General features: G+C 71.2%; 20 protein-coding genes. 16 read left to right on the top strand and 4 right to left on the bottom strand.

Annotated features, from left to right (window positions below):
* Nucleotides 1-140: 140 nt before the first annotated feature.
* The 6 genes from FDF13_RS12975 to FDF13_RS12950 are packed head-to-tail and all read left to right on the top strand — an operon-like array spanning nucleotide 141 to nucleotide 6552.
* Nucleotides 141-968, top strand: coding sequence for a pseudouridine synthase (locus FDF13_RS12975; RefSeq protein ID WP_137320012.1), 828 nt, complete (start codon nucleotides 141-143; stop codon nucleotides 966-968).
* On the top strand, nucleotides 965-2062 hold the full coding sequence (locus FDF13_RS12970) for a prephenate dehydrogenase (RefSeq protein ID WP_137320011.1): 1098 nt from the start codon (nucleotides 965-967) through the stop codon (nucleotides 2060-2062). The genes FDF13_RS12975 and FDF13_RS12970 overlap by 4 nt, the downstream gene beginning before the upstream one ends.
* Nucleotides 2059-2724 (top strand): (d)CMP kinase, encoded by a 666-nt coding sequence (cmk, locus tag FDF13_RS12965; RefSeq protein WP_137320010.1) that lies wholly within the window; start codon nucleotides 2059-2061, stop codon nucleotides 2722-2724. Before FDF13_RS12970 ends, cmk begins: the two co-directional genes overlap by 4 nt.
* Complete coding sequence (gene der, locus FDF13_RS12960) at nucleotides 2717-4282, top strand: ribosome biogenesis GTPase Der (protein WP_137320009.1); 1566 nt, start codon at nucleotides 2717-2719, stop codon at nucleotides 4280-4282. The genes cmk and der overlap by 8 nt, the downstream gene beginning before the upstream one ends.
* A complete protein-coding gene (locus FDF13_RS12955; protein WP_137320008.1) occupies nucleotides 4279-5889 on the top strand; it encodes an AI-2E family transporter in 1611 nt (536 codons plus the stop codon). The genes der and FDF13_RS12955 overlap by 4 nt, the downstream gene beginning before the upstream one ends.
* A gap of 30 nt (nucleotides 5890-5919) precedes the next feature.
* Complete coding sequence (locus FDF13_RS12950) at nucleotides 5920-6552, top strand: L-threonylcarbamoyladenylate synthase (RefSeq protein ID WP_137320007.1); 633 nt, start codon at nucleotides 5920-5922, stop codon at nucleotides 6550-6552.
* Between the two features lie 119 nt (nucleotides 6553-6671).
* On the opposite strand, the gene FDF13_RS12945 is transcribed toward FDF13_RS12950, so the two are convergent.
* Both FDF13_RS12945 and FDF13_RS12940 read right to left on the bottom strand, forming a co-directional pair.
* Complete coding sequence (locus FDF13_RS12945; protein ID WP_137320006.1) at nucleotides 6672-8198, bottom strand: AMP-binding protein; 1527 nt, start codon at nucleotides 8196-8198, stop codon at nucleotides 6672-6674.
* The gene (locus tag FDF13_RS12940; RefSeq protein ID WP_217494865.1) at nucleotides 8195-8908 is read right to left on the bottom strand and encodes a TetR/AcrR family transcriptional regulator; all 714 of its coding nucleotides are present in this window, start codon (nucleotides 8906-8908) and stop codon (nucleotides 8195-8197) included. The genes FDF13_RS12945 and FDF13_RS12940 overlap by 4 nt, the downstream gene beginning before the upstream one ends.
* Before the next feature lie 142 nt (nucleotides 8909-9050).
* On the opposite strand from FDF13_RS12940, the gene FDF13_RS12935 reads away from it, so the two are divergent.
* From FDF13_RS12935 to FDF13_RS12895, 9 genes are all read left to right on the top strand, one after another.
* Nucleotides 9051-9854 (top strand): SDR family oxidoreductase, encoded by an 804-nt coding sequence (locus tag FDF13_RS12935; RefSeq protein WP_137320004.1) that lies wholly within the window; start codon nucleotides 9051-9053, stop codon nucleotides 9852-9854.
* An 88-nt stretch (nucleotides 9855-9942) separates the two neighbouring features.
* Nucleotides 9943-11148, top strand: a complete 1206-nt coding sequence (locus tag FDF13_RS12930) for an acyl-CoA dehydrogenase family protein (RefSeq protein ID WP_217494864.1) — start codon at nucleotides 9943-9945, stop codon at nucleotides 11146-11148.
* A 79-nt stretch (nucleotides 11149-11227) separates the two neighbouring features.
* On the top strand, nucleotides 11228-11980 hold the full coding sequence (locus FDF13_RS12925; RefSeq protein ID WP_137320002.1) for an SDR family NAD(P)-dependent oxidoreductase: 753 nt from the start codon (nucleotides 11228-11230) through the stop codon (nucleotides 11978-11980).
* Nucleotides 11977-13167, top strand: coding sequence for an acyl-CoA dehydrogenase family protein (locus tag FDF13_RS12920; RefSeq protein WP_137320001.1), 1191 nt, complete (start codon nucleotides 11977-11979; stop codon nucleotides 13165-13167). Before FDF13_RS12925 ends, FDF13_RS12920 begins: the two co-directional genes overlap by 4 nt.
* On the top strand, nucleotides 13164-14285 hold the full coding sequence (locus tag FDF13_RS12915) for an acyl-CoA dehydrogenase family protein (protein WP_137320000.1): 1122 nt from the start codon (nucleotides 13164-13166) through the stop codon (nucleotides 14283-14285). Before FDF13_RS12920 ends, FDF13_RS12915 begins: the two co-directional genes overlap by 4 nt.
* A gap of 69 nt (nucleotides 14286-14354) precedes the next feature.
* Entirely contained in the window at nucleotides 14355-15554 is a 1200-nt protein-coding gene (locus tag FDF13_RS12910; RefSeq protein WP_137319999.1) for an acetyl-CoA C-acyltransferase, read from the top strand.
* Between the two features lie 179 nt (nucleotides 15555-15733).
* A complete protein-coding gene (locus tag FDF13_RS12905; protein ID WP_137319998.1) occupies nucleotides 15734-17401 on the top strand; it encodes a class I adenylate-forming enzyme family protein in 1668 nt (555 codons plus the stop codon).
* Nucleotide 17402: 1 nt separating this feature from the next.
* On the top strand, nucleotides 17403-19115 hold the full coding sequence (locus FDF13_RS12900; RefSeq protein ID WP_217494863.1) for an AMP-binding protein: 1713 nt from the start codon (nucleotides 17403-17405) through the stop codon (nucleotides 19113-19115).
* On the top strand, nucleotides 19112-22375 hold the full coding sequence (locus FDF13_RS12895) for a carboxyl transferase domain-containing protein (protein WP_137319997.1): 3264 nt from the start codon (nucleotides 19112-19114) through the stop codon (nucleotides 22373-22375). Before FDF13_RS12900 ends, FDF13_RS12895 begins: the two co-directional genes overlap by 4 nt.
* 105 nt (nucleotides 22376-22480) lie before the next feature.
* Here FDF13_RS12895 and FDF13_RS12890 read toward each other — a convergent pair whose 3' ends face one another.
* Nucleotides 22481-23167, bottom strand: coding sequence for an NAD(P)H-binding protein (locus FDF13_RS12890; RefSeq protein WP_137319996.1), 687 nt, complete (start codon nucleotides 23165-23167; stop codon nucleotides 22481-22483).
* Nucleotides 23168-23333: 166 nt separating this feature from the next.
* Nucleotides 23334-23960: a hypothetical protein gene (locus FDF13_RS12885; protein ID WP_137319995.1), complete on the bottom strand. Its 627-nt coding sequence runs from the start codon at nucleotides 23958-23960 to the stop codon at nucleotides 23334-23336.
* 65 nt (nucleotides 23961-24025) lie between these two features.
* Here FDF13_RS12885 and FDF13_RS12880 point away from each other — a divergent pair, with 65 nt between their 5' ends.
* Nucleotides 24026-25336 (top strand): MATE family efflux transporter, encoded by a 1311-nt coding sequence (locus tag FDF13_RS12880; protein WP_137319994.1) that lies wholly within the window; start codon nucleotides 24026-24028, stop codon nucleotides 25334-25336.
* Nucleotides 25337-25370: the final 34 nt, after the last annotated feature.

The following is a 25370-nucleotide window of genomic DNA, read 5'->3' as shown; positions in this document are numbered from 1 at the left end:
TCGATCGAGTGCGGATCTCGGCCCGAAACCGCACTCGTTCGACACCTCAGCGCGCGATCGGGGCCTCGGTAGCGGGAGGCGAGGCGCGGGGGCGCGGGCGTGGTCGGCGGGAGGCGTGCGAGTTTGAGACAATGGACCCCATGAATGCCTCAGATCCCCGGTCGCCCGGTCACCGTTCCAAGCGCCCCAGCCGCAAGGAGCGCGGACGGCAGACCCCCGCTCCCGTCGTCGACGCCCACCGGCCCGACGGCGTGCGCCTGCAGAAGATCCTCGCCGAGGCCGGCCTCGGCTCCCGCCGCGCCTGCGAGCAGCTCATCACCGAGGGCCGTGTGACGGTCGACGGTCAGACGGTGCGCGAGCTCGGCACCCGGATCGACCCCGCCACCCAGACGGTGAGCGTCGACACCATGCCGATCACCGCCCACACCGACAAGGTGTACCTCGCGTTCAACAAGCCCGCCGGGGTGGTGACCGCGATGAGCGACCCCGAGGGCCGCCGCTGCCTCGCCGACTACCTGCGCGACCGCCCCGAGCGCCTGTTCCACGTCGGCCGCCTCGACTACGAGACCGAGGGCCTGCTCCTCATCACCAACGACGGCGAGCTCTCCAACCGGCTCACCCACCCCTCCTACGAGATCTCGAAGACCTACCTCGCCGAGGTCCGCGGTCCCGTCCCCAAGGACGCCGGCGCCCGCCTGCGCGAGGGGATCGAGCTCGAGGACGGGATCTCCCGCGTCGACTCCTTCAAGCTCGTCGACTCCACCCCCGGCTACGCGCTCGTCGAGGTCGTCCTCCACTCCGGGCGCAACCGGATCGTGCGCCGCCTGTTCGACGCCGTCGGCACCCCCGTGCAGCGCCTCGTGCGCACCCAGTTCGGGCCGATCCCGCTCGCCGAGCAGCGCCAGGGCAAGGTCCGCGACCTGCGCCCCGACGAGGTCGGCGCGCTCATGGAAACCGTCCGCCTGTGACCCTGCCCCACGTCCACATCATCGGCACCGGCCTGCTCGGCACCTCGCTCGGCCTCGCGCTGCGCCGGGCCGAGTACCCGGTGACGCTGTCCGACCAGTCTCCGACCGCGGTGCGGCTCGCCGCCGACATGGGCGCCGGCACCGCCGCGGAGCCCTCGACCGCGGACATCGTCGTCGTCGCCACCCCGCCGGACGTCGCCGCCCGCACCATCGTCGCCGCACTCGACACCTGGCCGGAAGCCACTGTCACCGACGTCGCGAGCGTGAAGACCGCGGTCCTCGCCGAGGCCCGCGCGCTCGCCGGGGACCCGGTGCTCGCCCGCTACATCGGCTGCCACCCGATGGCCGGCCGGGAGCGGTCCGGGGCGATCGCCGCCCGCGACGACCTCTTCCTCGCCCGCCCCTGGGTGGTGTGCTCCGACGAGGACACCCCGGCCGACCGCCTCGCCGCCGTCGTCGCGCTCGCCGAGGCCACCGGGGCCGCCGTCGTCCACCTCGACCCCGAGTTCCACGACTCCGCCGTGGCCCGCGTGTCCCATGCCCCGCAGGTGCTCGCCTCGCTCATGGCCGGCCGGCTCAAGGACATGCCCGCCGACGGGGTGGCGCTCGCCGGGCAGGGGCTGCGCGACGTCACCCGGATCGCCGCCTCGGATCCGGGGCTGTGGACGCAGATCCTCGCCGGCAACGCCGCCGAGGTGCGCACGGTGCTCGCCGATGTCCGCGCCGACCTCGATGCGCTCATCGGCGCCCTCGACCTGGAGCCGGGTGCGCTCGCCACGATCGCCGGGCTGTTCGCCGCCGGCAACGAGGGCCACGACCGGATCCCCGGCAAGCACGGGCAGGCCCCGGCCCGGTACTCCTCCGTCACGGTGTTCATCGACGACACCCCCGGCGCGCTCGCCCGCCTGTTCACCGACGTCGGCGAGCTCGGCGTCAACGTCGAGGACATCCGCATCGACCACGCCACCGGCATTAAGCTGGGCAGTGTGGATATCTCCGTCATCCCGTCCGCCCAGGTCACCCTCACCGAAGGACTGGCCGCGCGCGGCTGGTGGGTGCCGGAGGCGGCAATCGACACCGAAGGAAGAGAATGACAGTCATCGCCATCGACGGGCCCAGCGGCGTCGGCAAATCGAGCGTGTCCCGCGAGGTCGCCCGGCGCAGCGGCTACGGCTACCTCGACACCGGTGCGATGTACCGCGCCGTCGTGTGGCTGTGCCTCAACCGCGGGATCACCGACCCCGGCGACGTCGTCGAGCTCGTCCGCGGCGCCGACCTCGAGATCTCCACCGACCCCGACATCGCCGAGGTGACGATCGACGGCATCGACGTCACCACCGAGATCCGCGAACCCGAGGTGTCGGCGAACGCGCAGATCGTGTCCGCCGTGCCCGAGGCGCGCACCGAGCTCATCGAGCTCCAGCGGCGGATCATCGCCGCCGCCGCTGACGGGATCGTCGTCGAGGGCCGCGACATCACCACCGTCGTCGCCCCCGAGGCGGAGGTCCGGATCCTCATGACCGCCGACGAGTCCGTGCGCATCGCCCGCCGCTCGAAGGAGCTCCACGGCAGCGCCGACGCCGCGGCCGTGCAGGCCACCCGCTCCCAGATCGTCGACCGCGACGCGAAGGACGCACAGACCACGAGCTTCCTCACCGCCGCCGACGGCGTCCACGCCCTCGACACCACCGACATCGATTTCGAGCAGTCCGTGGCAGCCGTCATGGGTCTGGTCGAGAAGGCCGAACATGACTGAATCAGACCCCACCGGCGGCTCCGCCGGCACCTCTTCCGGCACCTCCTCCGCGGCCGAGGACTTCCTCGCCCGCCCCGACGAGGACCTCGCCGACCGCGTCGCCGGGATCGCCGACGACGAGGCCGAGCAGCGCGCCTCCTCGCTGCGCGCCGGCCTCGAATCCTATGAGCTCGAGGACGAGGATCGGGCGCTGCTGAGCGCCTACGAAGACGGCGACACCGGCCTCGAGGTCACCGGGCCCGCTCCCGTGCTCGCCGTCGTCGGCCGTCCCAACGTCGGCAAGTCCACCCTGATCAACCGCATCCTCGGCCGCCGCGAGGCCGTCGTCGAGGACGTCCCGGGCGTCACCCGCGACCGCGTGAGCTACTCCGCGGAGTGGAACGGACGCCCGCTCACCCTCGTCGACACCGGCGGCTGGGACATCGATGCCAAGGGCATGGCGTCCCGGATCGCCGAGCAGGCCGAGGTCGCCGTCGAGATGGCCGACGCCGTCGTGTTCGTCGTCGACGCCACCACCGGCCCGACCGCCACCGACGAGCACGTCGTGCGGATGCTGCGCCGGGCCGGGAAGCCCGTGGTGCTCGCGGCGAACAAGGTCGACGACGAGCGCGGCGAGCTCGCCGCAGCCGAGCTCTGGTCGCTCGGCCTCGGCGAGCCGCACCCGGTCTCCGCGATGCACGGGCGCGGGGTCGCCGACCTCCTCGACGTCCTCGTCGACGTGCTGCCAGAGGTGTCCGGCATCGACGCCCTCTCCGAGGTCGGGGGACCGCGCCGCGTCGCCCTCGTCGGCCGGCCCAACGTCGGCAAGTCCTCTCTGCTCAACCGGCTCGTCGGGAGCGAGCGGGTGCTCGTCGACAACGTCGCCGGCACCACCCGCGATCCGGTCGACGAGCTCGTCGAGCTCGGCGGGCGGCAGTGGCGCTTCGTCGACACCGCCGGCATCCGCAAGCGCGCCCGGCAGGCGAGCGGTGCCGACTTCTACGCCGCGCTGCGCACGCAGACCGCGCTCGAGCGCGCCGAGGTCGCCGTCGTCCTCCTCGAGGCCGACCAGACGCTGAGCGAGCAGGACGTCCGCATCATCAAGACGGTGACGGAGACCGGCCGCGCGCTCGTCCTCGCCTTCAACAAGTGGGATCTCATGGACGAGGACCGCCGGCACTTCCTCGAGCGCGAGATCGAGCAGGACCTCCAGCACGTCGAATGGGCGCCGCGGGTGAACATCTCCGCCAAGACCGGACGGCACGCCGACCGGCTCGTGCCGGCGATGGAGCGCGCGCTCGACAGCTGGGACACCCGGATCCCGACCGGCCGGCTCAACGCCTTCCTCGGTGAGCTCGTCGCGGCCAACCCGCACCCGGTGCGCGGCGGCAAGCAGCCGCGCATCCTGTTCGGCACGCAGGCCTCGAACCGGCCGCCCAAGTTCGTCCTCTTCACCACCGGGTTCCTCGAGCCCGGCTACCGCCGCTACATCACCCGGCGCCTGCGCGAGACCTTCGGCTTCGAGGGCACCCCGCTCGAGATCGGCATGCGCATCCGCGAGAAGCGGAAGCGGCGGTGAGCACCGCGTCCGGCAACCCGGCAGGGCACCTCGGGCCCGGCGGGGAGCCGCTCACCGCTCCGGCGAGCAGCGCGGAGGCAGCCGCGGGCGCGCTCTGGCCGCGCTACCTCGTCGTCGTGCTCGGGGTGGCCGGGCTCGCCTACGGCGTGCACTTCTTCCAGTCGCTGCAGTCGATCGTCGCCCCGGTGTTCCTCGCGATGAACCTCGTCATCGTCGCCTACCCGCTGCAGCGCTGGCTCGTGCGGGTCCGGGTGCCGCGGTTCCTCGCCGCGATGGTCACCGTCGTCGTCGTGCTCGTCGTGCTCCTCGGGTTCTTCGGCCTCACCGCCTGGTCGATCGCCGAGCTCGTCATGGTCATCCCCGAGTACACCGAGGAGATCACCGCGACCTACGGCGAGGCGCTCGCCTGGCTGTCGACGCTCGGGGTGACGAGCGGGTTCGTCGAGCAGCAGCTCGCCGCCTTCGACGTATCCACCCTGTTCTCCACCGTCGGCTCGCTGCTGTCGAACGTCAGCCTCGTCCTCACCGCGCTCATCACCGTGATCATGGCGGTGTTCTTCGTCGCGATGGACTCGATGTCCTTCCCGCGGCGCCTGCAGGTGACCTCGGCGATCCGTCCGCGGTTCGGCCGTGCGATGCAGATCTTCGCCGCCGGAGTGCGCCGGTACTGGGTCGTCGCGACGATCTTCGGCCTCATCGTCGCCGTGCTCGACCTCGTGGCGCTGTGGATCATCGGCGTGCCGCTCGCGCTCGTGTGGGGCGTGCTCGCGTTCCTCACCAACTACATCCCCAACATCGGCTTCGTCATCGGCCTCGTCCCGCCCGCGCTCATGGCGCTGGTGAGCGGCGGCTGGTGGGACGCGCTGTGGGTGGTCATCGCCTACTCGGTGCTCAACTTCGTCATCCAGTCGATCATCCAGCCCAAATTCACCGGCGAATCGGTGGGTGTCACCCCGTTCATGTCGTTCCTCTCCCTGCTGTTCTGGTACTGGGTGCTCGGCTGGATGGGCGCACTGCTCGCGCTGCCGGCGACCCTGCTCCTCAAGGCGCTCCTCGTTGATGCGGACCCGCGCGCCCGCTGGGTCAACAACCTCATCGCATCCGACCTGTCCACCGGGTCGAGCCTGCCGGTGCGCCCGATCCGCGCCGCCCAGGGGATCACCGGGCGCTCCGTCGTGGTGCCGGGCGATCCCGGCGAGTTCGACCGGATGCGGGCGGCCGCCGGTGCGAGTGCTGCGGGCGCCTCGGGCGCGGGGGCGGCGGCACCGGACAGCCAACCGGCGGAGCCCGCGCATGGGAACGTGGCCGACCGCGGCGCTGCGGGAAGCTCCGCGGAGAGCTCCGCGGTGGACGGTGCCGCGGCCACGGGGACGGGCGCCTCGGGCGCGTGGCCCGATGTCGAGGAGCCGGCGCCGGAGGAGCTCGTCATGCGCGCCCCCTTCCTCCGTCCGCCCGAACAGGTCGCCGACGAGTCCGTCGACCCCAACGATCCGGAGGGCGTGGAGAGCGCGGGATCCGGGGACGGAACCGGATCCACCCGGGGCGACCGGCGCGAGGGGTCCGACGGCGGAGACGGCCCGGCCGGGGGAGACCCGCGGACCCCCTGACGCGGGCGGCATCTGCGGTTACCATGACGTATGGCTGAAATACTCGAGATCCACCCCGACAACCCGCAGCCCCGCCTGATCCGCAAGGTCGCCGAGGTCATCGCCTCCGGAGGGCTCGTCGCCTATCCCACCGACTCGTGCTACGCGCTCGGCTGCGCGCTGGAGAACAAGCAGGGGATCGAGCGGATCACGCGGATCCGCAAGCTCGATTCGAAGCACCACTTCACGCTCATGTGCGACGACTTCGCCCAGCTCGGGCAGTTCGTCATCGTCGACAACTCCGCGTTCCGCACGATCAAGTCGCTCACTCCCGGGCCGTACACCTTCATCATGAAGGCCACGAAGGAGGTGCCGCGGCGGATGATGCACCCGAAGAAGCACTCGGTGGGCGCACGCATCCCGGAGAACCGCACCGCACTCGCGCTCGTCGGGGACGTCGGCGAACCGATCCTGTCCTCGACCCTGCTGCTGCCCGGAGCGGAGGACCCGCTCACCCACGCCGCGGACGTGCAGGACGAGATCGGCAACGAGGTCGACATCATCATCGACTCCGGCGTGCCCGGGGTCGTCCCGACGACCGTCGTCGACTTCACCGAGGGCGCCCCGGTGGTCCGCCGGGTCGGGGCCGGGAACGTCGACCGCTTCGACATCGACGAGACCTGACCACTCGATTTCAGGCGGTTCCTGTGAACGGATCCGCACGATTCTGCGATCTCGATCGGGTCGGTTGAGATTGCGGAGAACGGCGGAAATGCTCTCAGGAACCTCTTGAAATTGCGGTCTCAGGGGGTGATGTCGCGCTTGCGGATCTTCCCCGTGGGGCCCTTCGGCAGGGCGTCGACGAACCGGATGATCCGCGGGATCTTGTAGGCCGCGAGCTGCTCGCGGCAGAAGGCCTCGACCTCGGCCTCCGTCAGCGTCTGCCCGGGCATCGGGGTGATCACCGCGGTCACCGTCTGCCCGTAGTGCTCGTCGGGGCTCCCGATCACGGCGGCCTCGAGGACCTTCGGATGCTCGTAGAGCACCTCCTCGACCTCGCGCGGGTAGACGTTGTAGCCGCCGTGGATGATGAGGTCCTTGATCCGGTCGACGATGGAGAGGTAGCCGTCGGCATCGAGCCGGCCGAGGTCCCCGGTACGGAAGAAGCCGTGCTCGTCGAAGGCCGCCGCGGTCGCTTCGGGATTGTTCCAGTACCCGGCCATGACCATCGTGCCGCGCAGGTACACCTCGCCGACCTCGTCGACGGCGCAGTCCGCGCCGTCCGGGCCGACGACCCGCACCTCGAGCTGCGGCACCGGGATCCCGACCGAGCCGGGGACGATCCGCCCGTTCCACGGGTTGAAGGTGCCGAAGGCGCTCGTCTCGGTGAGCCCGTACCCTTCCGCGATCTGCGCCCCGAACCGGGTCTCGAACTGCCGCATGAGCTCCACGGCGATCGAGGCGCCGCCGGACAGGGCGAGCCGCAGCGTCGTGGGCACCCGGTCCGACTCGACGCGGAGGATCGCGTTCCACATCGTCGGCACCCCGGCGACCACGGTGAGCCGGTCGTCGATGATCGTGTCGTAGAGCTCGCGGGCGTCGAACCGCGGCAGCAGGGTGAGCGGCACGCCGCTGGTCAGCGACACCGTCGCGACCGAGGCGAGCCCGAACACGTGGAACAGCGGCAGCGCGGTGCCCGAGCGGTCCTCGGGCCCCATGCCGGAGATCTGCCGGCCGACCTCGGCGACGGCGAGCAGGTTGCCGACGGTGATCATCGCACCCTTGGGCCTGCCCGTGGTGCCCGAGGTGTAGAGCAGTGCGGCGAGATCGCCGGGGTCGCGCGGCAGCGGTGCGAAGTCCGCCGGATCGCTGACCGGCTCGGGGTCGCCGGCGAGCAGCTCGATGGTCTCGAAGCGGGTCCCCGTGGTCGAGGCGGATGCCCGTCCGGCCTCGGCGACGGCCGGGTGGGCGAGGACGAGCCGGGCGCCGGAGTCGGTGATGAAGAAGTCGAGCTCGCGCTGGGTGGACAGCGGGTTCACCGCGACGACGGCGATCCCGAGCGCCTGCGCGCCGAAGAACTCCGCGAGGAACTCCGGGCAGGTCGGGGCGATGAGGACGATCCGGTCCCCGGCGGCGAGACCGGCGGCGGAGAACCGCTCGGCGGCCCGGGCGATCGCGGTGACGAGGCCGGCGCGGGTGAGCTCCACCCGGTCGGCCCGCCGCGGCCCGCGCACCGCGACGGCGCTCGGGTCCGCTGCGGCATTGGCGATGAAGGCGTCGACGGGGTTCCGCGGCGCTGCGGAGGCGGTCGAGGGGGCGGGTGCGGTCATGAGACTCCTGTCGGGACGGTGATGTCTGTGGGACGGGTGTCGGCAGGTGCCGACGAGTCGGTGGGGCGGGTTCCGGTGGTGCAGATGCGGGCGTCGGCGTCCGGCTCGGCGCTGAGCCCGAGCGCGTTGACCCACAGCGTGGTGAGCGTGTCGACGAGCTCATCGATCCCCTGCGAGGTGCGGAAGCGGGGGTTCTCGCGATCATCGACGAAGATGTGGAAGCACATCCGGCTCACCATCGAGGACAGCGCCTGGGACACGAGCAGCGGGTCGAGGTGCGGGTCGACCGCCCCCGTCTCCTGGAGCTTCGCGATGCCCTGGGCGTTGCGTTCGACGAAGGCCCGCGCCCGGCGCAGCCGCACCTCGCGGATGCCGGCATCGACGTGCGCCACCTGGTCCATGAGCCCCATGAGGTCGGCGTTCTCCCGGTAGGACTCGATGTATTCGCGGTTGGCCCGCCGGATCCGCGACACCCGGTCGAGGACGACCTCACCGGAGTGGTCGGGGGAGAGGACCGGGGTGTAGGCGCTCTCGATGATCGCAGCGAGGATGTCCTCGCGGTTGCGGAAATACGTGTAGAGGGTGCCGGTCGAGCAGCCGGCGCGGTCGGTGATGTCGGAGAGCTTGGTGTCGAAGTACCCCTGTTCGGCGAAGACGGCGCGCGCGGCCTGCACGAGGTTCGCTCGGGTGCGCTCGGCTTTGGCGCCCATCCGGCCCTCCATTGGATCGGTGTCGATGAATTCGTGACGAACGAATGTTTGGTCAGGCTTGAAATTGAGGCCTGCCTCAACTATAGATAGATGGTGAGGTCGGTCACAAGGACGTCACCGTTTTCAATCGGAGAGGAACCACATGGATGTGAACTCGAAGACCGCAGTCGTCACGGGCGGCGCCGGCGGGATCGGGCGAGCCCTCGCGGAGGAGCTCATCCGCCGCGGCGCGCGCGTGCTCATCGCGGACATCGCCCCCACCGTCGGCCAGGTCGCCGAGGAGATCGGCGCCGCCTCCTGGCAGGGCGACGTCGCTGCCGCCGACGGGGTCACCGAGCTCCTCGCCGCCGCCGAGGCCGCCCACGGGCCCGTCGATCTCTACTTCGCCAACGCCGGCATCGTCGGCCCCACCGGGATCGGCGAGGACGAGGACGAGTGGGATCGCGTGTTCGACATCAACGTCCGCGCCCACATCCGTGCGGCCAAGGCCCTCATCCCCGGCTGGCAGGCCCGCGGCGAGGGCTACTTCGTGTCCACGTCATCGGCTGCGGGACTCCTCACCCAGATCGGCCAGGCCGGCTACTCGACCACCAAGCACGCGGCCGTCGGCTTCGCCGAGTGGCTCAACATCACCTACGGCGACGACGGCATCCGCGTCTCCTGCCTGTGCCCGATGGGCGTCAACACCCCGCTGCTCACCGGCGGGGAGCGCGCCGCGGACGCGGCGGACCGGACGGCGAACAGGGCCGTGACGTCTGCCGGGCGGGTGCTCGAGCCCGCCGAGGTCGCCGAGGTCGTGCTCGCCGCGGTCGAATCCGAGACCTTCCTCATCCTCCCGCACCCCGAGGTGCTCGACATGTACCGCATGAAGGGCTCCGACTACGACCGCTGGCTGCGCGGCATGCGCCGCTACCGCCGCACGCTCGCCGGCGGATCCACGAGCTGAGCAGCCCGCCGACGGGCGCCGTCCACCACGCACCCGACACCCATCACCCCAGCCGCTGACGCACCCGACACCCCACACAGGAGTGACCATGTTCGAAGAGACCGCACGCGCCAAGAAGTACCGCGAGGACCTGCTCGCCTTCATGGACGAGCACGTCTACCCGGCCGAATCCGTCTACGAGGAGCAGATGGCGGCCGCCGACAGTCCGCACACCCAGCCGCAGATCCTCGAGGACCTCAAGGTCGAGGCCCGCAAGCGCGGTCTGTGGAACCTGTTCCACCCGCACGAGGAGTGGGGCCCAGGCCTGACGAACCTCGAGTACGCCCCGCTCGCCGAGATCATGGGCCGCTCGATCCACCTCGCCCCGGAGGCGACGAACTGCAACGCCCCGGACACCGGCAACATGGAGGTGTTCACGCTCTTCGGCACCGAGGAGCACAAGGAGAAGTACCTGCGTCCGCTGCTCGACGGGAAGATCGCCTCCGGCTTCGCGATGACCGAGCCCGCCGTCGCGAGCGCGGACGCCACGAACATCGAGATGACGATGGAGAAGGACGGCGACGAGTACGTCCTCAACGGCCGCAAGTGGTTCACCTCGAACGGCTGCCACCCGTTCATCAAGGTCCTCATCGTCATGGGCAAGACCGACCCGAGCGCGGAGACCCACCGCCAGCAGTCGATGATGGTCGTGCCGATCGACGCCCCCGGCGTCACCGTCAAGCGCAACCTCACCGTGTTCGGCTACGACGACCGCGAGGGCCACGCCGAGGTGCTCTTCGAGAACGTCCGCGTGCCGTCCAAGGACGTCCTCAAGGGCGAGGGCGAGGGATTCGCGATCAGCCAGGCCCGCCTCGGCCCGGGCCGCATCCACCACTGCATGCGGGCCATCGGCATGGCCGAGCGCGCCCTCGAGTTCATGTGCCGCCGGGCGGAGTCCCGCGTGCTGTTCGGCACCAAGCTGTCGGAGAAGGCGAACATCCAGGACTGGATCGCCGAATCCCGGGTCGAGATCGACCAGGCCCGCCTGCTCACCCTCCACGCCGCGGACATGATGGACAAGGTCGGCAACAAGGAGGCGCGCACCCTGATCTCGGAGATCAAGGTCGCCGCCCCCAAGGCCGCCCTCAACGTCATCGACCGGGCCATCCAGGTGCACGGCGGCGGTGGTGTGACCGGGGACTTCCCGCTCGCGGAGATGTACGCCCACGCCCGCACCCTGCGGATCGTCGACGGACCCGATGAGGTCCACAAGATGACGATCGCCCGCAAGGAGCTCAAGAAGTACCGCTCCTGAGCACCGCCGCAGCCGCGGTCCCGGCCATCGTCGGGGCCGCGGCACCACCGACTTCCACCAGCATTCGAAGGAGAAACCCATGACCCAGCGCACAGCGATCGTCACCGGCGGAGCCCGCGGCATCGGTGCCGCCGTGAGCGAACGGCTCGCCGCGGACGGCATGAAGGTCGCCGTCCTCGACCTCAATGAGGCGGACGCCCAGCAGGTCGTCGACCGGATCGTCGCCGCCGGCGGCGAGGCGACGGCGATCGGCGCCGACATCACCGACGAGGCCGCCGTCGAGCAGGCCGTCGCCTCCGTCGCCTCGACCCTCGGCCCGCCGACCGTGCTCGTCAACAACGCCGGCATCATCAAGGACAACATGCTGTTCAAGATGACCCCGCAGGAGTTCCAGGTGGTGCTCGGCGTCCACCTCACCGGCAACTTCCTCATCACGAAGGCGTGCCAGAAGCACATGGTCGAGGAGAAGTTCGGGCGCATCATCTCGATGTCGTCGACCTCGGCGCTCGGCAACCGCGGTCAGGCGAACTACTCCGCGGCCAAGGCCGGCATCCAGGGCCTGACGAAGACCTACGCGATCGAGCTCGGCAAGTTCGGCGTGACCGCGAACGCGATCGCCCCCGGCTTCATCGAGACCGACATGACGAAGACCACCGCCGAGCGGGTCGGGATCTCCTTCGAGGACTTCACCGCGGGTGCGGCGAAGCAGATCCCGGTCGCCCGTACCGGCAAGCCCGAGGACATCGCCCACACCGCCTCCTTCCTCGCCAGCGAGGGCGCCGGCTTCGTGTCCGGCCAGGTCATCTACGTCGCAGGAGGGCCGAAGAATTGAGCACCGAACCCCTGAGCGCCCAGCAGCGGCGCATCGACGAGGCGGTCGCGGCGGCACAGGCCGCCACGACGGACGGGATGAGCGCCGGTGAGCGCTACGGAGTCCTCTACGACCACGGCCTGGCCTGGGTGAACTTCCCGGCCGGCGACGGGGGCCTCGGGGTGTCGACCAGCCTGCGCGAGTACGCCGCGCAGCAGGTCGCCGCCGCCGGGCTCGAGACGCCGCCGAGGGGCAGCAACACGATCGGCTTCGGCATGGCCGGCCCGACGATCGTCGCCTACGGCACGGCCGAGCAGAAGAAGATCCTGCGCGACATCTACACCCTCGACACGATCTTCTGCCAGCTCTTCAGCGAGCCCGGCGCGGGCTCCGACCTCGCCGCCGTCGCGACCCGTGCGGTCGCCGAGGGCGACGTCTACAAGGTCAGCGGCCAGAAGGTGTGGACCTCGGGCGCGCAGAACGCCGACATGGCGATCCTCGTCGCCCGCACCGACACCTCCGTGCCCAAGCACCAGGGCCTGAGCTACTTCCTCATCGACATGCACGCCCCCGGCGTGGAGGTCCGCGGGCTGCGCCAGATCACCGGCGAGGCCGAGTTCAACGAGGTGTTCCTCACCGACGTCGAGGTCCCTGCGGCGAACATGCTCGGCGAACCCGGGCAGGGCTGGAAGGTCGCCAACACCACGCTCAACAACGAGCGCGTGGCGATCGGCGGCGGGTCCCCGCGCGAGGGCGGGATGATCGGCGTCGTCGCCCAGGCGTGGCGCGATCACCCGGAGTACCGCGATCCGCTGCTCCAGGACCGCCTGCTCGAGCTGTGGGTCGAGGTCGAGGTCGCCCGCATGATGGGGGAGCGGCTGAGCCAGAAGCTCGCCGCCGGTCAGCCCGGACCGGAGGGCTCGGGCGCCAAGCTCTCCTTCGCCCTGAACAACCAGGAGCTGTCGAGCCTCGACATCACCTTGCGCGGCGTCGACGGCCTGCGCTACGACACCTACGAGATGCGCCGCCCGAGCGAGTACTCGATGACCGGCCGGATCCCCGGCTACCGGTACCTGCGTGCCAAGGGCAACTCGATCGAGGGCGGCACGAGCGAGATCATCCGCAACATCATCTCCGAACGAGTCCTCGGTCTGCCCGGTGAGCACCGGGTCGACAAGGACGTGGCATTCAAGGACCTTCCGAAATGACCGATATCGATCTCCTGCCCAGCGAAGTCGAAGAGGATCTGCGGTCCAGCGTCCGCAAGCTCTTCACCGACCGCAGCGACGCCGAGTCCGTCGCGAAGCTCTACGACGACCCGCACACCGACACCTCCGGACTCGACCGGGCCTGGGCCCAGGAGCTCGGCCTCGCGGCCCTGCTCGTGCCCGAGGACCTCGGGGGAGCGGGAGCGAGCGCGGCCGAGGCTGCAGTCGTCGCCGAGGAGATCGGCCGGGCCGTCGCGCCCGTGCGGTTCCTCAGCTCCGGCGTGCTCGCGACCACCCTGGCCGTCGGCGTCCGCGCCGGCGACCTCGCCGGTCGGCTCGCCGCCGGCGAATCGTTCGCCGCGATCGCATTCACGGCGTCCTCCCCGCAGATCCGTGCCGAGCTCACCGTGGACGGCGACGGGGACTCCGCCACCGTGTCCGGGACCGTCGCCGGGGTGATGGACGGTGCGGGTGCCGACGAGTACCTCGTCGTCGCCGGCACCGGTTCCGACACCGTCGTCGCGCTCGTCGCGGCCGAGCACGTGCGCACCGAGGCGTTCCTCAGCTTCGACCAGACCCGCCGCCTCGCCGACGTGACCTTCGAGTCCGCACCGGCCACGGTGCTCGGACGCGGCGAGCAGGCCGCGCAGGCCGTGAGGACCGCCGAGATCCTCGGTCGCATCATCCTCGCCGCCGAGCAGTACGGTGTGGCCCAGCGGGCCTTCGACCTCACGCTCGAGTACATCAAGGGACGCCGCCAGTTCGGCCGTGCGATCGGCTCCTACCAGGCGATCAAGCACCGGATGGCCGATCTCTGGCTCGAGGTCTCGCAGACCGGGGCGGCCACGATCTACGCCGCCCGCGTCGCCGCCGCCTGGCAGGCCGGGGAACAGACGGAGGACGAGGTCGAGCTGTGCTCGCTCGTCGCCGGCTCCTACGCCTCGACCTCCGCGGTCCACGCCGCGGAGGAGGCCGTCCAGCTCCACGGCGGCAACGGCATGACCTGGGAGTACCCGCTGCACCTCTACCTCAAGCGGGCCAAGGCCGACGAGCTCATCCTCGGACACGCCGCCGCCCAGCGGCGCGCGCTCGCTCCGCTCATCGATCTGACAGCATGACCCATAGGCGGCTCCGGCCGCCGCCGGCCGGCGGGCGCTCCGCCGGTCCGACCAACGAGAGGACCTCTCATGACTGATGCAGTCATCGTCTCCACCGCCCGCACGCCGATCGGCAAGGCCTACCGCGGCGCATTCAACAACACCCAGTCCCAGGAGCTCGCCGGCCACGCGATCAAGCACGCCGTGCAGCGCGCCGGGCTCGAGGGCGGCGAGGTCGAGGACGTCATCCTCGGCGCCGCTCTCCAGCAGGGCGCGCAGGGCGGCAACGTCGCCCGCCAGGCGCTCCTGCGCGCGGGCCTGCCCGTGACCGTCTCCGGCATGACGCTCGACCGCCAGTGCTCCTCCGGCCTCATGGCGATCGCCACCGCGGCCAAGCAGATCGTCCACGACGGCATGGACATCGCCGTCGGCGGCGGCGTCGAGTCGATCTCGCTCGTCCAGAACGACAAGCAGAATACCTTCCGCGCCAAGGACCCGTGGCTCGTGGAGAACCTGCCGGAGATCTACCTCCCCATGCTCAACACCGCGGAGATCGTCGCCGAGCGCTACGGCGTGTCGCGCGAGGCGCAGGACGAGTACGCCCTGTCCTCCCAGCAGCGCACCGCCGCCGCGCAGGAGGCCGGCCGCTTCGACGCCGAGATCGTCCCGCTCGAGTCGACGCAGATCGTCGTCGACAAGGAGACGAAGGAGACCTCGGAGAAGCAGGTCACCCTGAGCAAGGACGAGGGCAACCGCCCGCAGACCGACCTCGCCAGCCTCGCCAAGCTCCAGCCGGTGCTCGCCCCGGGCGTGGCCTCGCAGAACCCGACCGTCACCGCCGGCAACGCCTCGCAGCTGTCCGACGGCGCGTCGGCCTCCGTGCTCATGTCCGACGCCGAGGCCTCCCGCCGCGGCCTCGAGCCGCTCGGCATCTACCGCGGCATCGCGGTCGCCGGCTGCGGCCCGGACGAGATGGGCATCGGCCCGGTGTTCGCGATCCCGAAGCTGCTCGAGCGCCACGGCCTCACCGTCGACGACATCGGCCTGTGGGAGCTCAACGAGGCCTTCGCCGTGCAGGCGCTGTACTGCCGCGACAAGCTCGGGATCGACCCGGAGAAGTACAACGTCGACGGCGGCGGCATCTCCGTGGGCCACCCCTACGGCATGACCGGAGCACGGCTCGTCGGCCACGCCCTCATCGAGGGCAAGCGCCGCGGCGTCAAGTACGTCGTCGTGACGATGTGCATCGGCGGCGGCATGGGAGCCGCCGGCCTGTTCGAGGTCGCCTGATCCACCCTCACCGGGGCGGGTGCGTCGACGCACCCGCCCCGGGCCTCCCTCGGCCCCTGCCCACTGCACCACCACGATCCCCATCGCTGCGTCCCAGGCGCGCGCCGGTCGATCCCGGTCGTCCGCCCTCCCCGCCCCAACCGCTGATCCGATCACATCGACGTGAAGGAATGACCACCATGAGCTTCTTCGAAACCCGCCCCTGGCTGAAGACCGTCGCCGACGACGAGCGGCTGAACAAGCAGATCGAGGAGACGACCACCCTCGCGCTCTTCGACCGCGCGGTGGAGAGCTTCCCCGACCGACCCGCGATCAAGTACTACGGCTACGAGCCCACCTGGGCCGAGCTCGACCGGATGGTCGATGCCTTCGCCGCCTACCTCGTCGACCAGGGCTTCGAGCCCGGCGACCGGCTGGGCGTCTACCTCCAGAACGTCCCCCACTACTACGTCGCGGTGTACGGCGCGTGGAAGGCCGGCGGCGTCGTCGTGCCGCTCAACCCGATGTACCGCGACGAGCTCGCCCACGTGTTCTCCGACGCCGGGGTCAAGGCGCTCGTCGTGTCCGCCGCGGCCTACCTCGACCGCGTCAAGCCCTACGCCGAGGGCATGCCGATCGTCGTCACCTGCAACGAGAAGGACTACCAGCGCACGGACGACGAGCGGATCTTCGGGATGTTCGCCGACTCCTACGACACCGGGAAGCCCGATTTCGCCACCGTCGTCGCAGAGCACGACGGGAAGTCCGTGCCGGACCCCGTGCTCACCCCCGACTCGGTCGGCATCATCGGCTACACCTCGGGCACCTCGGGCCGTTCGAAGGGCGCGGCGGTCACCCACCGCGGCCTGTCCGTCAACGCCCAGATGCTGCGCGACTACCAGGGCTTCGACGAGACCGCGACGATCTTCACCCTCGCCCCCGTCTTCCACATCACCGGGTTCGTGTGCCAGTTCCTCGCCGCCGCGGCCTGCGGTGCTGCCCTGTCGATGAACTACCGCTTCGACCCCGCGGCCGCGCTCCAGACGTTCCGCACCGACAAGCCGCAGTACATGGCCGGCCCGGCGACGGCCTACATGGCGCTGCTCGCGCACCCGGACTTCACCTCCGACGCCTTCGACTCCTTCACCGCGATCATGTCCGGCGGCGCCCCGCTGCCCGAGGCGATCGTCAAGAAGTTCGAGGACCGCACCGGGCACTACATCGGGCAGGGCTACGGACTCACCGAGACCACCGCCCAGTGCGTCGTCGTGCCCCGCCACCTGCGTGCCCCCGTCGACCCCGAATCGGGCAACCTGTCCTGCGGCCTGCCGTTGGCGAGCGTGATGCTGCGGATCCTCGACGAGAACGGCCAGGAGGTCGGCCCGAACGAGGTCGGCGAGATCTGCGTGCGCGGCCCCATGGTGTCCCTGGAGTACATCAACAACCCGGAGGCCACCGCGGAGAACATCCCCGACGGGGAGCTGCGCACCGGCGACGTCGGCTTCATGGACCCCGACGGCTGGGTGTTCATCGTCGACCGCAAGAAGGACATGATCAACGCCTCGGGCTTCAAGGTGTGGCCGCGCGAGGTCGAGGACGTCCTCTACACCCACCCGGCGATCCTCGAGGCCGCTGTCGTCGGCGTCCCCGACGAGTACCGCGGTGAGAACGTCGTCGCGTTCATCAGCCTGCAGCCGGGCGCGGAGATCACCGAGGACGAGATCGTCGCGTTCTGCCGCGAGCACCTCGCCTCCTACAAGGCACCGCGCCAGATCAACTTCATCGACGCGCTGCCCAAGACCGCATCGGGCAAGATCCTGCGCCGCGAGATGCGCAAGGTCGGTGCCGAGCAGGCGGAGAACGGCTGAGATGACCCGGACACCGATGCATGAGCAGTGGGAGGCGGCGGCCGAGGAGCTCGCCGGGATGCGCGACCTGTGGCCGGCCGAGGTCCCCCGGGAGTACAGCGAGCCGCTGCCCGGTGCGGTGCTCGCCGACTACACGCAGAAGTGGGCGGTGGAGCGGCCGGACACCGTCGCCATCCACTTCTACGGGCGCGATGTGTCCTATGCGGAGCTCGAGCGCTCGGCCGCCGCGTTCGCCGGGTGGCTCAGGTCCCAGGGCGTGCGCGCCGGCGACCGGGTGGGGGCGTACCTCGTCAACTGCCCGCAGCTGACGATCGCGTTCCTCGGGATCCTCCGCCTCGGCGCCGTGTACGTGCCGATCAACCCGCTGTTCAAGGCCGGCGAGCTCGCCTACGAGCTCGCCGACGCCGGGGTCGGCGTGGTGCTCGCGCACCCGGAGTTCGCCCCGCTCCTCGACGCGGTGCGCGGTGCGGACGGGGTCGATCCCGACCTCACCGTCGCCTACACCCGGATGGCGGACATGATCGACGGCGAACCGGTGCCGCGCGCCCCGTTCGGTGCGATCGACCCGGAGCAGCCCTCGGACTGGCAGGCGATCATCGACAGCCCGCCGGCCGACCCGGTGCCGGCGGACCGGGACGCGCTCGCCGCGCTCAACTACACCGGCGGCACCACCGGCATGCCCAAGGGTTGCGAGCACACGCAGGGCCACATGGTCTACACCGCGGTGAGCGCGCTCCTGGGCCAGGGGCGCACCCCCGGGGCCGGTGGAGACGTGGCACTCGGCTTCCTCCCGATGTTCTGGATCGCCGGGGAGGACATGTGCATGCTCAACCCGCTCGTCGACGGGTCCACCGTCGTGCTCATGACCCGCTGGCACCCCGAGGTCGCGCTCGAGCTCATCGCCTCCCAGCAGGTCACCTCGATCGTGGCGCCGGCGGACAACTACGTCGAGCTCATGGAGCTGCCCGGGTTCGCCGGCGCCGACACGTCCTCGCTGCGCAACTGCACTGCGGTGAGCTTCGTGCGCAAACTCGACCCGGAGCTGCGCGGACAGTGGCGGGAGGCGACCGGCGTGCTGCTGCGCGAGGCGTCCTACGGGATGACGGAGACGCACACCGCCGACACCTTCACCCTCGGCCTCGATGCGGATGACCAGGACCTGCGTGCCGAGCCGATCTACTGCGGCTACCCGGTGCCCGGCACCCGGATCGTCGTCGTCGATGCCGACCTCGCGCCGGTGCCGGTCGGGGAGACCGGGCAGATCCTCGTGCACTCGCCTTCCGTCCTCACCCGCTACTACCACCGGCCCGAGGCGAGCCGCGACACGCTCGTCGACGGCTGGCTGCTCACCGGGGACACCGGCCGGTTCGACGCGCACGGGGCGCTGACGTACCTCGCCCGGACCAAGGAGATGATCAAGGTCAAGGGGATGAGCGTGTTCCCCGCCGAGGTCGAATCCTTCCTCAAGGGCCACCCCGACGTCGTGCGGGTCGCCGTCGCCCCGCGCGAGGACCCGGAGACCGGGCAGCGGCCCGTCGCCTTCGTCGAGCTCACGGAGGGCTCCGCGGCGACGCCGGAGAGCATCCGGGACTGGGCGCGGGAGCAGATGGCGTCGTACAAGGTGCCCGAGGTCGTCGTCGTCGACACGATGCCGATGACCGCGACCGGCAAGATCCGCAAGGTCGACCTGCTCAAGGAGCTGCCCACCGCATGATCACGCTGCTCGTCGCGAACCGGGGCGAGATCGCCGCCCGCATCATCCGCACCGCGCAGGACCAGGGGCTGCGCACGCTCGCCGTCCACCCCGCCGACGACGCCGACAGCCTCCACGTCCGGCTCGCCGATTCGGCCCGGCAGCTCGAGGGGATCGGTCCGCGCGCCTATCTCGACATCGCGCAGCTCATCCGGATCGCCGTCGACGAGGGGGCCGAGCTCGTCCACCCCGGCTACGGGTTCCTCGCCGAATCCGCCGCGTTCGCCCACGCCTGCCACGAGGCGGGACTGACCTTCCTCGGCCCGTCCGCCGACGTCCTCGAGATCGCCGGGACGAAGACCTCGACGAAGGACCGGGCGGCCGCCCTCGACATCCCCGTCGCCGAGGCGACCGGGGTCCTCGAGACCGCGGCGCCGGCCCTCGAGCTCCTCGAGCGGCACCCGGCGGGCATCGCGATCAAGGCGCTCGCCGGCGGGGGCGGGCGCGGCATCGCCGTCGTCACCTCCCCGGAGGACGTCGAACCGGCGATCGCGCGCTGTGCGGCGGAGGCCGAGCACGGGTTCGGGGACGCGCGCGTGTTCGCCGAGACCTGGTTCCCCGCAGCCCGCCACATCGAGGTCCAGTGCATCGGCACCCCCGACGGCGTGTACGCGCTCGGCGACCGCGACTGCTCGCTGCAGCGCCGCCGGCAGAAGCTCGTCGAGCTCGCCCCGGCCCCCGGACTGTCCGCAGACCTGCGTGCGGACCTCCACCGGGCGGCGGAGAAGCTCCTCGACTCGCTCCACTACCTGTCGCTCGCCACCGTCGAGTTCCTCGTCGCCGACGACGACTGGGTGCTCCTCGAGGTCAACCCGCGGATCCAGGTCGAGCACACCGTCACCGAGGCGGTGACCGGGCTCGACCTCGTCGCCTGCCAGATCGCGCTCGGTCTGGGTGAGGACCTCGCCGTCCACGGCGTGGCCGAGGACATGACGTGGGAGCCTGCCGGCAGCGCGATCGAGGTGCGGGTGGCCGCGGAGACCCTCGCCGCCGAGGGCACCGTGCACCCGGCGACCGGCACGATCGAGCGCTTCGACCTGCCGAGCGGGCCCGGGATCCGCGTCGACACCTGGGTGCGCGGCGGCACCCGTGTGGGCGCCCTCTACGACACCGTCATCGCCAAGGTCATCGCCCACGGGCCGGGTCTCGAGGCCGCCGAGCGCCGGACCGCCGGCGCGCTCGCCGAGCTCGGCTGCACCGGGCTGGACACGAACACCGCGTTCCTCCGCGCCGTCCTCGAGCGCGCGCCGCTCGGCCAGGCGCACACGACGTGGATCGACGAGCACATGGGAGCGCTCGTCGCCCGGGCCGCGGAGCTCGCGGCGGAGGACGGTGGTGCGGGCGGCGCCGGCACCGGTTCCGGTGGTGCGCCGGGAGGTGCGGGCGCCTCGTCGGCCGAGGGCGCCTCGGGAACGGCTCGCACCGCGCCCGCACCCGGGCCGGGGGAGGAGCTCGTCGCCGCCCCGCTCAGCGGCACGATCGTGTCCCTCGAGGCGCGGCCCGGTGAGCTCGGGCTCATCGAGGCGATGAAGATGCACCACCCGATCCCGGCACCGGCCCATGCGGAGGCGCGCGCTCTCGTCGCAGTCGGGGACACCGTCGCAGCCGGTGACCCGGTGTTCCTCGTGCGGACCTCCGACGACCCCGCCGCCCAGGCGGAGGCCGCCGGTGACGAGGCGCACCCGCTCGTCGACGAGGTCGTGCAGAGGCATGCCGACGTGCTCGACGAGGCGAAGCCGGAAGCGGTGGAGAAGATCCACGCCCGGCAGCGGCGGACGGCCAGGGAGAACCTCGACGACCTGCTCGTGCCCGGCTCGTTCGTCGAGTACGGGCCGCTCGTCATCGCCGCCCAGATGGCCAGGCGCTCGCTGGAGGACCTCATCGCGCGCACGAGCGGCGACGGACTGATCGGCGGGATCGGACTCGTCGACACGCCCAGCGGGCCGCTCGAGGCCGTCGTCATGAGCTACGACTACATGGTGCTCGCCGGCACCCAGGGCTCGCGCAACCACGCGAAGACCGACCGGCTCATCCAGGTCGCGGCGTCCAAGTGGCTGCCGGTGGTGCTGTTCGCCGAGGGCGGCGGCGGGAGGCCCGGCGACACCGACCGGGCCCCGGGCGCCCACCTCAACGTCCACACCTTCGCCGCCCTCGCCGGGCTCAAGGGCCGGGTGCCGCTCGTCGCGATCGTGTCCGGGCGGTGCTTCGCCGGCAACGCTGCGCTCGCCGGGGTGTGCGACGTCATCATCGCCACCGAGGACGCGAACCTCGGGATGGGCGGACCCGCGATGGTCGAGGGCGGCGGCCTGGGACGCTACCGGCCGGAAGACATCGGACCCGTCGGCGTGCACACCGTGAGCGGTGTCATCGACGTGCTCGTCGCCGGCGACGCGGAGGCGGTCGCCGCCACCCAGCAGTACCTCCGCTACTTCGTGCCGGCGGGGGACGGCGGTGCCGGGCCGGGTGCCGTGTCCCCGGATACCCAGGAGGGCGCCTCGGCCGCGGACTCCGGTGCCCCGGATCCCGAGCGCGCGCGGGCCGTGGTCCCCGGGGACCGGCTGCGCGCCTACGAGATGCGCGAGGTGATCCGCAGCGTCGTCGATGCGGACACGTTCCTCGAGCTGCGCCCGGATCATGCACCGGGCGCGATCACCGGTTTCGCGCTCGTCGCCGGCCGGCCGATCGCAATCATCGCCAACGACAACCACCACCTCGGCGGGGCGGTCGACGTCGATGCCGCGAACTCCTTCGTGCGGCTGCTCGAGACCGCGCAGGCGCACGGGATCCCTGTCGTGTCCTTCGTCGACACCCCCGGGTTCATGGTCGGCCCGGAGGCCGAGCACGAGCCGGGCGTCACCGCGTTCGGTCGGTTCTTCACCACGGGGGCGGGGCTGAGCGTGCCGTTCGGGGCGGTCGTCGTGCGCAAGGGCTACGGGCTCGGCGCGATGGCGATGGCCGCCGGCTCCTTCCACGCCACCCGCTTCACCGTGGCCTGGCCGAGCGGGGAGATGGGGCCGATGGGCCTGGAGGGCGCGGTGCGCCTGGGCTATTCGAAGGAGCTCGCCGCGGTCGAGGACCCGGCCGAGCGCGAGGCGCTCTACGAGAAGCTCGTCGCGGAGTCCTACGAGCAGGGCCGGGCGATGACCGCGGCGATGTTCTTCGACGTCGACGACGTCATCGATCCCGCCGACACCCGCCGCTGGATCAGCACCCTGTTCTGAGCGCTGGCCCGCCTGCCGACCGGACTGTAGGGCTTTCGACGGAGGGTGGTGGCATCAACGCCACCACCCTCCGCCGGAAGTCCTACACTCCTCGTGCGCCCGGTCTCAGCGGATCGCCTCGGCGATCGGGGTGGACCCGTCGAAGAAGTTGACGGTCTCCCGGACTCCGGCACCGTCACGCAGGACGTGGGTGATGACGGCTGCGACGTTGTCGCGGGAGGTGACCTTCTCCTCGTCGGTGAGCGTGCGGCCCTCGGCCTCGCCGTGGGAGTCGACGACCTGGATCTGCTCGCTCGCCGGGTCGAGGGTGAGGCGGCCGGGGCCGAGGATCGTGTAGTCGAGCTCGGTCTCGCGCAGGTGGGCGTCGGCGTCGTGCTTGGCCTTGGCGTAGGGGAAGAAGGAGTTGTCCTCCTCGAGCCGGTCGACGTCGATCCCCGCGGTGACGTAGGAGACGATGACGAACCGCTGCACGCCGGCCTGCTGCGCGGTCTTCATCGCGCGCACGGCCGCTTCGTAGTCGACCGCGTGCGTGCGCTGCGGGTCGGCCCCGCCGGCGCCGGCGGAGAACACCACGGCCTTCGCCCCCGTGAACTGCTTGGCGAGGTCCTCCTCGGTCGCGGTCTCGATGTCGAGGACGACGGGATTCGCGCCGGCCTCCCTGACGTCATCGCGCTGGTCCTCCTTGCGGATGACGGAGTCGACGGTGAACCCGGCCGCGGTGAGCCTGGGGGCGGCGAGCAGGGCGATCTTGCCGTGTCCGCCGAGGATGACGATGCGATCAGTGTCGGTCATGGGGTTCTCCTTCCGCGCCGGACCCGGCGCCGAGATGTCCCGCAGCGGACCGGTCCGTCACCCGTGATCTGGCCGGGGCTCCGCGGACCATGAGGCTGCGGCTTCCACTGGGCACAACACCGCGCGGAGCGAGATATTCCGAACGGCCCCCTCCGGGCGGGCCGGCTCACACGAGGGAGCCGAACGCCGCGAACCACCCGCGCCGGCGGTGGAGGAGCAGCGGGATGACGACGAGGAGGGCCGCCGAGGTGCCCGCGACGAGGTCGACCATCGTGTCCGTGTTGTTCCGTTGCGCGTTCGTCCCGACGACGATGTCCGCGGTGAACTCGGACATCTCCCACAGGAGCGCGACGAGGCCGCTCACGGCGATGACGACGACGGCCTCGAACCATGGTGGGGTGATGAGATCGGTCCGCCGGTAGGCGATGCCGAGCGCGTAGACCGTGCCGAGCGCGATGAGGATGCCGGAGTAGAAGTGGACCACGGTGTCCCACAGTCCCCACACCGCATAGAAGTGGAGGTGGCTGCCGAGGAACGGGCCGGAGAGCAGCAGCGCCGCGTAGAGCCCCTGGAGCCACGCGGGGATCGGGGTGCGCGCCCAGTGCTCGAGGAGGAGCGGCACCAGACCGGCGGGAATCAGCAGCGCCGGGATGATGATGTCGGACCACTGCCGGGTGAGCACGGAGACCACGACCGCGGCGAGGCAGATGACCTCGGTGGCGAGGAGGGGCAGGTGCCGCTGGAAGGCACCGGCCCGGGTGTCGGTGGTGCGTGCGTTGTCGACCGTTCTCACGGGGGCGACCCTACCAGCCCGGCCTGACGTGCCCGTCCAGGCATCCCGGTCCTACGATGGTGGTCATGCGTGCACTCGACCGGGACATCCTCAGGCTCGCCGTCCCGGCACTCGGGGCGCTCGCCGCCGAACCCCTGTTCCTCCTCGCCGACACCGCGATGGTCGGGCACCTGGGGCCCGAGGCGCTCGGCTCGCTCGCGATCGCGAGCACGATCCTCCAGACCGTCCTCGGCCTCATGATCTTCCTCGCCTACGCGACGACCCCGCGCGTGGCCCGCCGGCTCGGCGCCGGTGACAACCCGGGCGCGATCGGCGCCGGCTTCGACGGGATCTGGCTCGCGCTCATCACCTCGGGCGTCCTGCTCGTCATCGGGCTGCCGCTCATCGACACGGCGATCGGCTGGTTCGATCCCACGCCCGAGGTGGCCGCCGGCGCCTCGGCGTACCTCACGATCTCCTGGTGGGGGCTGCCCTTCATGCTCACCGTCGTCGCCGCGACCGGGCTGCTGCGCGGGCTGCAGGACACGCGCACCCCGCTCTACGTCGCCGCCGGCGGCTTCCTCTCCAACATCGGGCTCAACGCGCTCTTCATCTACGGTCTCGACATGGGCGTGGCCGGGTCCGCGCTCGGCACGCTCATCGCCCACCTCGGGATGTGCGCGATCTACCTCGTCATCGCCGTCCGCGCCGCCCGCCGCACCGGGGCCTCGCTGCGCCCGGACTGGGCGGGCGTCATCCGGGCGGCCCGCACCTCGGGCTGGCTGCTCGTGCGCAACGGTTCGCTGCGCGCTGCGATGATCCTCCTCATCGTGCTCGCCACCGGTCTGGGCACCGTGCAGCTCGCCGCGATCCAGGTCATCCAGACGCTGTTCAACGCGCTCGCCCTCGTCCTCGACTCGCTCGCGATCGCCGGGCAGGCGCTCATCGGCCTCGAGCTCGGGCACCGCCGGCGGGAGCGGGTGGCGGCGATCAACCGGCGGCTCATCCAGTGGGGGATCGGCTTCGGGGTGGTCGTCGGCGTGCTGCTCGCCGCCGCCTCCCCGGTCCTCGGTGCGGTGTTCACCGGCGATCCCGAGGTCGCCGCCCTCATCGGCACGCTCGCTCTCATCCTCGCCGCCGGGATGCCGATCGCCGGGTACGTCTTCACCCTCGACGGTGTGCTCATGGGAGCCGAGGACGCCCGATACCTGGCGCTCGCCCAGTTCGGGGCGCTGCTCGGGTACGCAGTCCTGCTCCTCCTCGTGTTCACGCAGTGGCCGACGGTCCACGTGCTGTGGGCGTGCTTCGGGATCGGCTTCGTCGCGTTCCGCGCGGTCAGCCTGGGCTGGCGGGTCCGCGACGACGGCTGGATCCGTCGCGCCGAAGCCCGCAGCTGAGAGCGAGCGCGGCCCGCTCGCACGGACCTCGGTC

This window comes from Brevibacterium sp. CS2 (assembly GCF_005280295.1).
In the GTDB taxonomy this organism is placed as follows: Bacteria; Actinomycetota; Actinomycetes; order Actinomycetales; family Brevibacteriaceae; genus Brevibacterium; species Brevibacterium pityocampae.
This window is presented reverse-complemented; position numbering and strand designations above follow the sequence as displayed.

Bases quoted from the DNA above. Each gene is read 5' to 3' on its own strand.
- FDF13_RS12975 (WP_137320012.1), top strand. From the start codon at position 141: ATGAATGCCTCAGATCCCCGGTCGCCCGGTCACCGTTCCAAGCGCCCC.
- cmk (WP_137320010.1), top strand. From the start codon at position 2,059: ATGACAGTCATCGCCATCGACGGGCCCAGCGGCGTCGGCAAATCGAGC.
- der (WP_137320009.1), top strand. From the start codon at position 2,717: ATGACTGAATCAGACCCCACCGGCGGCTCCGCCGGCACCTCTTCCGGC.
- FDF13_RS12950 (WP_137320007.1), top strand. From the start codon at position 5,920: ATGGCTGAAATACTCGAGATCCACCCCGACAACCCGCAGCCCCGCCTG.
- FDF13_RS12945 (WP_137320006.1), bottom strand. From the start codon at position 8,198: ATGACCGCACCCGCCCCCTCGACCGCCTCCGCAGCGCCGCGGAACCCC.
- FDF13_RS12940 (WP_217494865.1), bottom strand. From the start codon at position 8,908: ATGGGCGCCAAAGCCGAGCGCACCCGAGCGAACCTCGTGCAGGCCGCG.
- FDF13_RS12935 (WP_137320004.1), top strand. From the start codon at position 9,051: ATGGATGTGAACTCGAAGACCGCAGTCGTCACGGGCGGCGCCGGCGGG.
- FDF13_RS12930 (WP_217494864.1), top strand. From the start codon at position 9,943: ATGTTCGAAGAGACCGCACGCGCCAAGAAGTACCGCGAGGACCTGCTC.
- FDF13_RS12925 (WP_137320002.1), top strand. From the start codon at position 11,228: ATGACCCAGCGCACAGCGATCGTCACCGGCGGAGCCCGCGGCATCGGT.
- FDF13_RS12915 (WP_137320000.1), top strand. From the start codon at position 13,164: ATGACCGATATCGATCTCCTGCCCAGCGAAGTCGAAGAGGATCTGCGG.
- FDF13_RS12910 (WP_137319999.1), top strand. From the start codon at position 14,355: ATGACTGATGCAGTCATCGTCTCCACCGCCCGCACGCCGATCGGCAAG.
- FDF13_RS12905 (WP_137319998.1), top strand. From the start codon at position 15,734: ATGAGCTTCTTCGAAACCCGCCCCTGGCTGAAGACCGTCGCCGACGAC.
- FDF13_RS12900 (WP_217494863.1), top strand. From the start codon at position 17,403: ATGACCCGGACACCGATGCATGAGCAGTGGGAGGCGGCGGCCGAGGAG.
- FDF13_RS12895 (WP_137319997.1), top strand. From the start codon at position 19,112: ATGATCACGCTGCTCGTCGCGAACCGGGGCGAGATCGCCGCCCGCATC.
- FDF13_RS12890 (WP_137319996.1), bottom strand. From the start codon at position 23,167: ATGACCGACACTGATCGCATCGTCATCCTCGGCGGACACGGCAAGATC.
- FDF13_RS12880 (WP_137319994.1), top strand. From the start codon at position 24,026: ATGCGTGCACTCGACCGGGACATCCTCAGGCTCGCCGTCCCGGCACTC.